Origin of the sequence: Micromonospora sp. D75 (assembly GCF_018070405.1) — a bacterium.
Taxonomy (GTDB): Bacteria; Actinomycetota; Actinomycetes; order Mycobacteriales; family Micromonosporaceae; genus Micromonospora; species Micromonospora chalcea.
Genome location: NZ_JAGPXV010000182.1, coordinates 1 through 9,363 on the forward strand (window position 1 = coordinate 1; position 9,363 = coordinate 9,363).

Below are 9,363 nucleotides of genomic sequence, written 5' to 3' on the forward strand. Positions count from 1 at the left end.
GCGACATCAGCGTGGAGTGCTGCCGGACCAGGTCGTCGTCGTCCACCGCGTCCGTGAGCGCCGCGGTGCGGGCGCGGGTCCGCTCCAGCTCCGCGGCGATCCGGTCGCGCAGTCGTTCGGCGTCAGTGCCCGGTCGCTCGGTCGTGGTCACCGGTGTCCCCTCTCCGCGGCGGCACGTCGCCGCCGGATCTCTCGGTGGGTCTCCTCGTGGATGGCGGGCGGCAGATCGAGGCGGGGCAGGGCCGTCAGGGCCAGGTCGAACAACGCCGCCGCGGCGGTCGCCAGCGGGCGCTCGGCCAGTCCGCACCGGGCCGCCGCGCGCCACCGGTCGGCGACCGGCGCGGCCGCCGCCAGCGCGTCGCGGGTGGTCGCCGGGTCGGCGAAGAGCGCGGCCAGGACCGTCAGCGGCACGGTCCACGCCGCCCCGGGCTGTGCGTCCAGGTAGCGCAGCTCCAGGTAGCCGCGCGGGCGCACCGGCGGGAACAGCGTGCTGACGTGGTACTCCAGGTCGTCGGTGGTGGGCGGGCGGGGCAGCGCGCCGGCCAGCCAGTCGGCGAACGTGACGTCCGGCGGCGCGGTCCAGTCCGGGCCGTCGCCGCGTACGCAGAGCAGCGGCGCGGCGAGCGCGTACCCGGTCCAGGCGGCCACCGGATCCTCGTCGGCGCGTTCGGGCGACCACACCGGACGGGTCCGGGCCGGGTCGATGGCCAGCCAGGTGGCCATCCGGGCGGAGGCCCAGCCGGTGGCCCGGCCCGCGTGCCGGTCGGCGGTGGCGAAGGCGGCCAGCAGCGGCGGGCCGACGGCGTGCGCGGCGGCCCACCGCTGCGCGAGGTGCTCCGGCTCGCCCGCGTCGAGGCAGACCTGCAGGCCCGCCGTGCTGTACATCATCGCCCGCCCCGCCGGGCCGCGCCGGTCGAAGGCGCACCGCATGGCCCGGTAGCGGGGGGTTTCCACGACGGGTCGCGGCAGCCGCCAGGGGTCGATGCCGCTACGGCCGAGCACCAGCCCGGCGGCGTCCAACCGGGCCCGTAGCTCGGCGACGTCGGCCTCGGTGGCCAGGACGAGCGCGCCGACAGTCGGTCGCGGCGCGGCGGAGATCTCCACCTGCCCGCCGGGCTCCACGGTCACAGCGCTCGCGCGCCGGAGCTCGTCGGCCGGGCTGGTGGGGTCGAGCGTCACGGGGCTGTGCCGCCCCAGCGCCCTGCGTAGTCGCTCGCGGTCGACCGGCCGGGCCGGGTCCGCGGCGTCGTGCACGGTCCATTCCAGTTCGACGCCGACGAGCGTGGGTGGTCCGGTCTTGAAGCAGATCCGGGCGAGGTGGCCCCGGGCCGCCTGCTCGTCGCCCAGGACGACGGCGCGGTCCAGGTCCGGCGACATCACCATGGGGCGGCTCCTCCTCGGCGACGGACGACCACGGTGTCGCGACGCGCCCGGCCCGTTCGGCGCGGGACGCCGTCACTCCATCCTCTGTCTAGCAGACGTGATCCGCTTGCCCGGAGAGATGAATTTTTGTCCGGAATCTGATTGCGCCCCCGCGCTCAGTCGTCCTCGTCCTGGTCGTCGTCTTCGGCTGGCGGGGTCCCCGAAGGCTCCCCCACCAGATTCCGGCAGTAGCTCTCCACGTGCTCGGGGCCGCCGGCGGCGGCCACCAGGTCGGCGAAGCCGGGCCTGGTCAGCGCCTTCTCCCGCTGCCGCTCCGACTTGACCAGGTAGGCGCGGCAGTGGGCGACGATCCGGTTGTTCCCCGCCGGGGGCGCGGGCGGCGCGGCCGGGACGCTCGACGTCGACGTCGGCGTCGGCGTCGGCGTCACGTCGCGGGCCGGCCGGGACGCCGCGCCCGACGCCTCGCCGGCCGGTGTGCTCGGCGCCGGCCGCGACGGCCCGGTGGCGGTGGGGCCGGTGACGCCCGGGCCGCTGGTGGCCGGCGCCGGCGGGATCACCGGGTCCGGGTGGCGGTCCAGGCGTACGGCGGCGAAGGCCACCCCGGCGACCGCGGTGGCGGCCAGCCCGGACAGCGCGGCGGCGATCCGCAGGCGCCGGCGCGGCCGGACCGCGGGCACGGGCCCCGGCGCGGGCGCGGCGCGGGCGGCCCGGAAGGCGGCGACCGCCCGGTCCTCGCCGGCGATCTCACCGGCGGTGGCCGGGCCGGCCGCGGCCGACAGCAGCCGGGTCAGCGGGTCGGTCTGCGGCCCCGGTGGCGACCCGGCGCGCGCGGCGTCGAGCAGACGATCGGATTCCGCCCGGTCGGCGGGCCCGCCGGACCGGCGAGGGTGCATGCCGTCTCTCCTCACGTCAGCCCTCCGCCGGCTCGGCCTCGGGCGCGTGCGGCACCTGGCGGTCGGTACGGGGACGCGGCGCGAGGGCGCCCCGGGAGTCGTCCGGGGCAGTGTCCGCCGCCGAGCGCTCCAGCATGGCAGCCAGCCGGCGAAGGCCCCGGTGCGCCGCGGTGCGCACGGCTCCGGCCCGCCGTCCCAGCACCCGCCCGGCGGTCTCCGCGTCGAGGCCGATGACGGCCCGCAGCATCACCGCCTCCGCCTCGGCCGGTGGCAGCGTACGGATCAGGGCCAGCGCGCTCTCGGTGGCGATGGCCTCGCCGGCCCGGTCGGCGGTGTCCGCGTCGGCGGCCAGGTCGTTGAGCGCCTGCACCGGCACCGGCACCGACGGACGCCGCCGCTGCCGGCGCAGATGGTCCATGGCCCGGTTGCGGGCGATCGTGACCGCCCAGGCGCGGAACTCGCCACCGGTGAAGGAGGGCAGGTCGCGGGAGATCTGGAGCCATGCCTCGGAGGCCACGTCCTCGGCGTCGGCGCCGACGAGAGCGGTCAGGTAGCGCAGCAGGGCGGGCTGCAGGCTGCGGTAGAGGAACCGGAACGCCTCCTCGTCGCCGGCCTGCGCCGCGGCGACCGCCTCGTTCAGCTCGGCCGTCACGGTCGCCGTCCGGACCGGGTCGCGTCCGGGCGCCGGGGAGCCAGTGGCCACACCGCCATCCGCACCCCGCCCCCCGGTGAGTTGATCTGACACTCGCACACGAGTGCGATGAGCCATGGACACTGCCGCGCGGCACGGGCGTCGGCGGACATACGGTACCGACGGCTCGGGGCGGCCGGGAGCCGGGCCGACGCCTGGGAACGCGGGGCGCTCCGGCAAGACGTCAGGGCCGGAGGAAGAGAGAGAAATGTCTACGCCCGTCACCGGCGTGTCGAGGTAACGCAACGTACGGAATCGACGCTCCCCGGCGCAACCGATCGTGCCGGGCCCCGCGGGCGGACAGCGACGTGCTGTCACATTCTGGCCGATCGTGCCGGTCCGGTCACGGTGCGCCGATCAGCGTCCCGGCTGCTGGAACGCCCCGCTGAAGGCTTTCGATCCCGCGCCGAGATCGCGGGAAATACTTCGCGCCCGCTGTGGGTACGGTATGGGGGTGCTGTCCTCAGACGTCGTACTCAGCGGTCGGTACCGCCTGGAAGACCGTGTCGCCACCGGCGGCATGGGCGACGTCTGGCGTGCCACCGACCTGGTCCTCGGTCGTCCGGTCGCGGTGAAGGTGCTCCTTCCCGCCCTGGTGTCCGACCCCGACTTCATCGCCCGTTTCCGTTCCGAGGCGCGGATCATGGCCTCGCTGCGCCACCCCGGCGTGGTCCAGGTCTTCGACTGCGGCGAGGACGAGCTGCCCAGCGGCGGCCGGGCCGACTACCTGGTGATGGAGTTCGTCGCCGGTGAGCCGCTGTCGCGGCGGATCGAGGACGCGGGGTGCCTTGAGGTCGCCGAGACCATGTCGATCGTGGCCCAGGTGGCGCAGGCGCTGCACGCGGCGCACGGGCGCGGCATCGTGCACCGCGACGTGAAGCCGAGCAACCTGCTGGTGCAGGACGACGGCACCGTGGTGCTCGTCGACTTCGGGGTGGCCCGCTCGACCAACGTCACGAGCATCACCAGCACCAACGCGGTGCCCGGCACCGCCCTCTACATGGCGCCGGAGCAGGCCGCCGGCCGGCCGGTCTCGGGCGCCACCGACGTGTACGCGCTCGGCGCGGTCGCGTACTGCTGCCTCACCGGCAGCCCGCCGTTCACCGGTGACAACCCGCTGCAGGTGGCCGTACGCCATCTCGACGACGAGCCGCCGGAGCTGCCGGCGGAGATCCCGGCGTCGGTGCGCGAGCTGGTGTCCCGGGCGCTGGCCAAGGACCCGGCCGACCGCTACCCGAGCGCCGCGGCGATGGCCGACGCGGCGCGGGCCGCCCGTACCGACTCACCGACCGCGACGATGGCGCTGCGCGGCGCGGCGGGCCCGGCGCGGTCCCGCGACGACCAGCCGGCGGTCCGGCCGGGCGCCGCGGTGGCGACGTCGCGGCGGCGGGGCCGGCGCGGCACGCTCGTCGGGGCGCTGGGCGCGGTGCTGGTGGCGATGGGCGCGCTGGGCGCGCTGGTGGCCGCCGCGAACGACACCGCCGAACCGGCCACGAAGATCGACAAGTCGGCGCCCGCGGTGGCGCCGAGCGACCCGGCCGCGGAGCCGGTCGTCGACGAGCCGACGGCCGGCGACGACTACACCTACCGGCCGGTCGGCCCGGGCGGCCGGCCGTCGGCCACGCCGTCGGTGACGCCGAGCGCCTCGACGGTCCCGTCGGCGCAGCCGAGCGTCAGCGAGGAGCCGGCGCCCACCGGCGCGCCGACCACCACGCCGCCCAGCACGCCGGCGACGACGGCGCCCACCACTACGCCGGCACCCGAACCGACCACCGCCGACCCCGGCACCGGCGGCGGTGACACCGGCGGGCAGCCGGCCACCCCACCCTGACCCACGACGAGCCGGCCCCGCCCGCGGCGGAGCCGGCTCCTCGTCGTGTCCGGGCGGTGGTGCTCAGTCCGCGCCGAGCGACGCCACCACCGGCCGGGACAGCGCCCGGCGGGCCGGCAGGACCGAGGCGAGCAGCGCGGCCACCACCGCCACCGCGACGATCAGCCCGATCCGCGCCCAGGGCAGGACGAGCGTGAAGTCCCCGCCGATGCGGGCCACCACTGCCATCGCCCCGGCGGCCGCCCCGGTGCCGAGCGCGATGCCGAGCAGCGTGCCGACGAGCGCGGTGAGCACCGCCTCGACCGCCAGCACACCCCGCATCCCGGCCCGGCTCAGTCCGACCGCGCGCAGCACCGCCGTCTCCCGGGTGCGTTCCACCACGGACAGGCTGAGCGTGTTGGCAACCCCCACGAGCGAGATCACCACGGCGAGGCCGAGCAGCGCGGTGACGAACCCCAGCACCAGGTCGACGGTGCCGGTGAGCATCTTCTTGTACGCGGCCTGGTCCATCACGTTCACCGTCGGGTAGCGCGCCAGCACCGACTCGACGGCGGTCCGGGCCTCGTCGACGCTCACCCCGGCGGCCGGATCCACCTCGGCCAGGTGGCCGCGCACGGTCGGGAACATGGCGGTGAAGTCGGCGTCCAGCACGTCCACCAGGTGACCGGCGGGCACCGGGCTCCCGGCCAGGATTGGCTCCTCGTCGGCCACCACCGCGGCGACCCGGAACGGCCGCCCGGCGAGCGTGATCGTGGAACCGGCCGTCCAGCCCCTGGTCGCGGCCAGCTCGCGGTGCACCAGCACCGAACCCGGCCCCAGGCCGGCCGGGTCACCGGCGTCGACGGCGGACAGCGTGCGCCGGACCAGCGCCGGGTGCGCGGCGCGCAGCTGCACGTCGCCGACCACCCGGCTGCGCTGCTCGTGCACCACACCCAGCTCCGGGCGGGCGGCCAGTTCGCCGGCAACGGTGGCCGGCAGGTCCCCGCCGATGCCGGTGACCAGGAAGTCCACGCCGATCCGGGCGTCCACCGCGCGTTCGATGCCGGACTTGACGCTCGCCGCGCCGACCACGAAGGCGGAGACCAGCCCGATGCCGATCACCATGGCCGTCGCGGTGGCGGCGACCCGGCGCGGGTTGCGCACCGCGTTCGACACGGCCAGCCCGCCGGTGGCGCCGAACGCCGCGCGGAACGGCCCGCCGAGCACCCGTACCAGCGCCGGCACCAGCACCGGGCCGAACGCCACGATGCCGCCGAAGGCCAGCAACCCGCCGGCCGCGACCAGCACCACCTGGCCGGTGGCGCCGGCGCCGGCCAGCGCCGCCACACCGGCGGCGAGCGCCAGCGCGCCGACCGCCAGCCGGATCCGCCCGGCCGGACGGACCGGGTTGACCGCCGCGTCGGTGAGCGCGGCCACCGGGGCGACCCGGGTGCCCTGCCAGGCCGGCAGCGCGGCCGACGCCACGGTGAGCAGCGTTCCCAGCCCCAGCGAGAGCAGCAGCGTACGCGGGGTCAGGGTGAGCCCGCCGCCCAGCGGCGCGCCGGTGCCGGCGAGCAGCACGCCGAGGCCGCCGGCCACCGCCGCGCCGGCCAGCACCCCCACGACGGAGGCGAGCAGGCCGGTCACCGCCGCCTCGGACAGCGTGGCCCGGTAGATCTGCCCCCGGGTGGCGCCGACCAGCCGCAGCAGCGCGGTACGCCGGGAGCGCTGGGCGAGCACGATGGCGAAGGTGTTGGCGATCACGAAGCCGGCCACCACCACCGCGACCGCGGCGAACGTGCCCAGCAGCATGCCGAACTGCCGCAGGTCGCGTACCGCGTCGTCGACCGCCGCGTCGAGGATGGCGTCGCGGTCCCGGACCGTCACGTCCGGTCCCACCACGGCGCGGATCCGGTCGGCCAGCGCCGCCGTGTCCACCCCGGGACGGGCCGCCACCATGATCCGGCCGTAGCCCTTCTCACCGCTGACGGCCAGCGCGTCCGGGCCGGTCAGCCCGATGTACGGGCCACCGACGTCGCGGGAGCTGCCGTCCACGTCGACGGTGCCGACAAGCGTGTACGGCCGGGCCGCGACGTCGCGTCCGCCGATCGACACCGGGCCGCCGACGGTGAAGCGCTCCTCGGCGACGGTCTCGTCGTCGAGCACCACCTCGCCGGGGCGCTGCGGCAGCCGCCCGGCCACCACGTCGTAGGACTGCAGGGCCGCCTCGGTGGGGACGGCGGCGAGCACCGCGTAGCCGAGCACGGGTCGGCCGTCGGCGCCCACCACCCCGGCGGAGCCGGTCAGCTCGCCCGCGGCGGCGGCCACCCCGTCGAGGGCGCGTACCCGGTCCACCAGCGCCGGGGGCAGCGGGTCGCTCTCCGCGTACGCGGCCAGGTCGGTGTGTCTGTCGAACTAACCGGCCCGCTCGTACGCCCCGGCGCGCATGCCGTCGGTGAACATCAGCGTGCCGGCGACGAACGCGACGCCGAGCACGATCGCCAGTGAGGACAGCAGCAGGCGCAGGCCGTCGGCGCGGACCTGGCGCAGGGTCAGGCGCAGCATCCCGGTCACCGCCCTGCCGGCGCGACGGCCGGATCGAGCCGGCTGAGCGCGTCCCGGACCGCGCCGACCGTGGGCGCGTGCAGCTCGTCGACCAGCCGGCCGTCGGCCAGGAAGACCACCCGGTCGGCGTACGCGGCGGCGGCCGGGTCGTGGGTGACCATGACGACGGTCTGACCGAGCATGTCCACCGCCTCGCGCAGCAGCCGCAGCACCTCGGCGCCGGAACGCGAGTCGAGGTTGCCGGTCGGCTCGTCGGCGAAGATCACCCAGGGTCGGGTGATCAGCGCGCGGGCCACCGCGACGCGCTGCTGCTGCCCGCCGGACAGCTCCGCCGGGCGGTGCCCGAGGCGGTCGGTCAGGCCCACCGCCGCCACCACCTGCCCCAGCCACGCCGGGTCCGGGCGACGGCCGGCGATCGCCAGCGGCAGGACAATGTTCTCCTGCGCGGTGAGCGTGGGCAGCAGGTTAAACTTCTGGAAGACGAAGCCGATCCGGTCCCGGCGCAGCCGGGTGAGCCGCCGGTCGTCCAGGCGCGTCAGGTCGGCGTCACCGATGTGCACCGCCCCGGCGGTCGGCCGGTCGAGGCCGGCGAGGCAGTGCAGCAGGGTGGACTTGCCGGAGCCGGACGGGCCCATGACGGCGGTGAACCGGGCGGCGGCCAGGTCGAGGTCGACGCCGTCGAGCGCGACGACGCGGGACTGCCCGGCGCCGTACTCCATGCGCAGCGCGCGGGCGGCGAGGGTGACGCCGGTGGTCGGTGGTGCGGACACTGAGGTGCTCCTGTCGGACACGGTCTTTCTGACAGTTCCGACGCTAGGGGCGGCACCACCTGGTTGATCTCCACCTGCGCGCTCGACCTCGATGCGACGGAGGTCGTCCCCCACCGGGGAAACCCGTACGACCTGAGGCGTACGCCGGGTCAGCCGCCGGGCGTGATCAGGCCGCTCTCGTACGCCAGGACGACCGCCTGGACCCGGTCGCGCAGCTGGAGCTTGGCCAGGATGCGGCCGACGTGGGTCTTCACCGTCGCCTCCGCGACGTGCACCCGGGCGGCGATCTCGGCGTTGGAGAGCCCCTGCGCCACCAGCAGCAGCACCTCCCGTTCCCGCTCGGTGAGCTGGGCCAGCCGGGGATCGGCGGCCGGCGCGGGGCCGAGCTGCCCGGCGAACCGGTCGAGCAGCCGCCGGGTGATCGACGGGGCCACCACCGAGTCGCCCTGGGCGACCACCCGGATCGCGGCCATGAGCTCCTCCGGCGGCACGTTCTTGAGCAGGAACCCGCTCGCCCCGGCGCGCAGCGCGGCGAACGCGTCGGCCTCCGTGTCGAACGTGGTCAGCGCCAGCACGCGGGGGCGCCCGTCGTCGCGCCGGGCACAGATCCGCCGGGTCGCCTCCACCCCGTCCATGGTCGGCATGCGCAGGTCCATCACCACCACGTCGACGGCGACCCGGTCCAGCACCCGCAGCGCGTCCGCGCCGTCGATGGCCTCGGCGACCACCGCCAGGTCGGGCTGGGAGTCGAGCACCATCCGGAACCCGGCGCGTACCAGCGCCTGGTCGTCGACGATCATCACCCGTACCGTCACGCCGCCGCGCTCCCTTCCCCGGTGCCGGCCGCCGGGGACAGCGGCAGCCGCGCCCGCACCCGCCAGCCACCGGCAAGTGTGGGTCCGGCGGCGAGGCTGCCGTCGTACACCCCGACCCGTTCCCGCATGCCGACCAGGCCGTGCCCGCCGGACGGCGCCGGGCCGTCGACCGGACGGCCGCGCCCGTCGTCCACGGCGCGGATCACGACGGCGTCGGCGCTCCAGTCCAGCGTCAGCTCCACCGACGCGCCGACGCCCGCGTGCTTGAGCGTGTTGGTCAGGCTCTCCTGCACCACCCGGTAGACGGTCAGCTCCAGGCCGGGGGGCAGCGGCGGCGGCGCGCCGGCGCCGCCGCAGGCGACCCGCAGCCCGGCGGCGCGGAACCGGTCGAGCAACGCGGGCAGCTCCACCAGCGCGGGCCGGCGGTGCGCGGGCC

At 76.5% G+C, this 9,363-nt stretch carries 7 protein-coding genes and 2 pseudogenes; 1 reads left to right on the forward strand and 8 read right to left on the reverse strand.

What is annotated here, in order from left to right:
- From KBX39_RS13625 to KBX39_RS13640, 4 genes and pseudogenes are all read right to left on the reverse strand, one after another.
- Positions 1-151, reverse strand: a pseudogene (locus KBX39_RS13625) (ergothioneine biosynthesis protein EgtB); the annotation flags it as partial.
- Entirely contained in the window at positions 148-1,383 is a 1,236-nt protein-coding gene (gene egtA / locus KBX39_RS13630) for an ergothioneine biosynthesis glutamate--cysteine ligase EgtA (RefSeq protein WP_064445809.1), read from the reverse strand. The pseudogene KBX39_RS13625 and the gene egtA, both read right to left, overlap by 4 nt.
- A gap of 155 nt (positions 1,384-1,538) precedes the next feature.
- A complete protein-coding gene (locus KBX39_RS13635; RefSeq protein ID WP_210870855.1) occupies positions 1,539-2,276 on the reverse strand; it encodes a hypothetical protein in 738 nt (245 codons plus the stop codon).
- A gap of 16 nt (positions 2,277-2,292) precedes the next feature.
- Positions 2,293-2,928, reverse strand: a complete 636-nt coding sequence (locus KBX39_RS13640) for an RNA polymerase sigma factor (RefSeq protein WP_069088687.1) — start codon at positions 2,926-2,928, stop codon at positions 2,293-2,295.
- 487 nt (positions 2,929-3,415) lie between these two features.
- Between KBX39_RS13640 and KBX39_RS13645 the strand changes: the two genes are divergently transcribed.
- On the forward strand, positions 3,416-4,798 hold the full coding sequence (locus tag KBX39_RS13645) for a serine/threonine-protein kinase (protein ID WP_210870858.1): 1,383 nt from the start codon (positions 3,416-3,418) through the stop codon (positions 4,796-4,798).
- A gap of 63 nt (positions 4,799-4,861) precedes the next feature.
- Here the strand turns inward: KBX39_RS13645 and KBX39_RS13650 are convergent.
- The 4 genes and pseudogenes from KBX39_RS13650 to KBX39_RS13665 form a co-directional block, all read right to left on the reverse strand.
- Positions 4,862-7,342 (reverse strand): annotated as a pseudogene (locus KBX39_RS13650) (ABC transporter permease).
- Positions 7,343-7,347: 5 nt separating this feature from the next.
- Positions 7,348-8,061 (reverse strand): ABC transporter ATP-binding protein, encoded by a 714-nt coding sequence (locus tag KBX39_RS13655; protein WP_051611472.1) that lies wholly within the window; start codon positions 8,059-8,061, stop codon positions 7,348-7,350.
- Between the two features lie 200 nt (positions 8,062-8,261).
- A complete protein-coding gene (locus KBX39_RS13660; RefSeq protein WP_043323707.1) occupies positions 8,262-8,927 on the reverse strand; it encodes a response regulator transcription factor in 666 nt (221 codons plus the stop codon).
- A partial coding sequence (locus tag KBX39_RS13665) for a sensor histidine kinase (RefSeq protein ID WP_369010112.1) occupies positions 8,924-9,363 on the reverse strand: 440 nt, incomplete at its 5' end. The genes KBX39_RS13665 and KBX39_RS13660, both read right to left, overlap by 4 nt.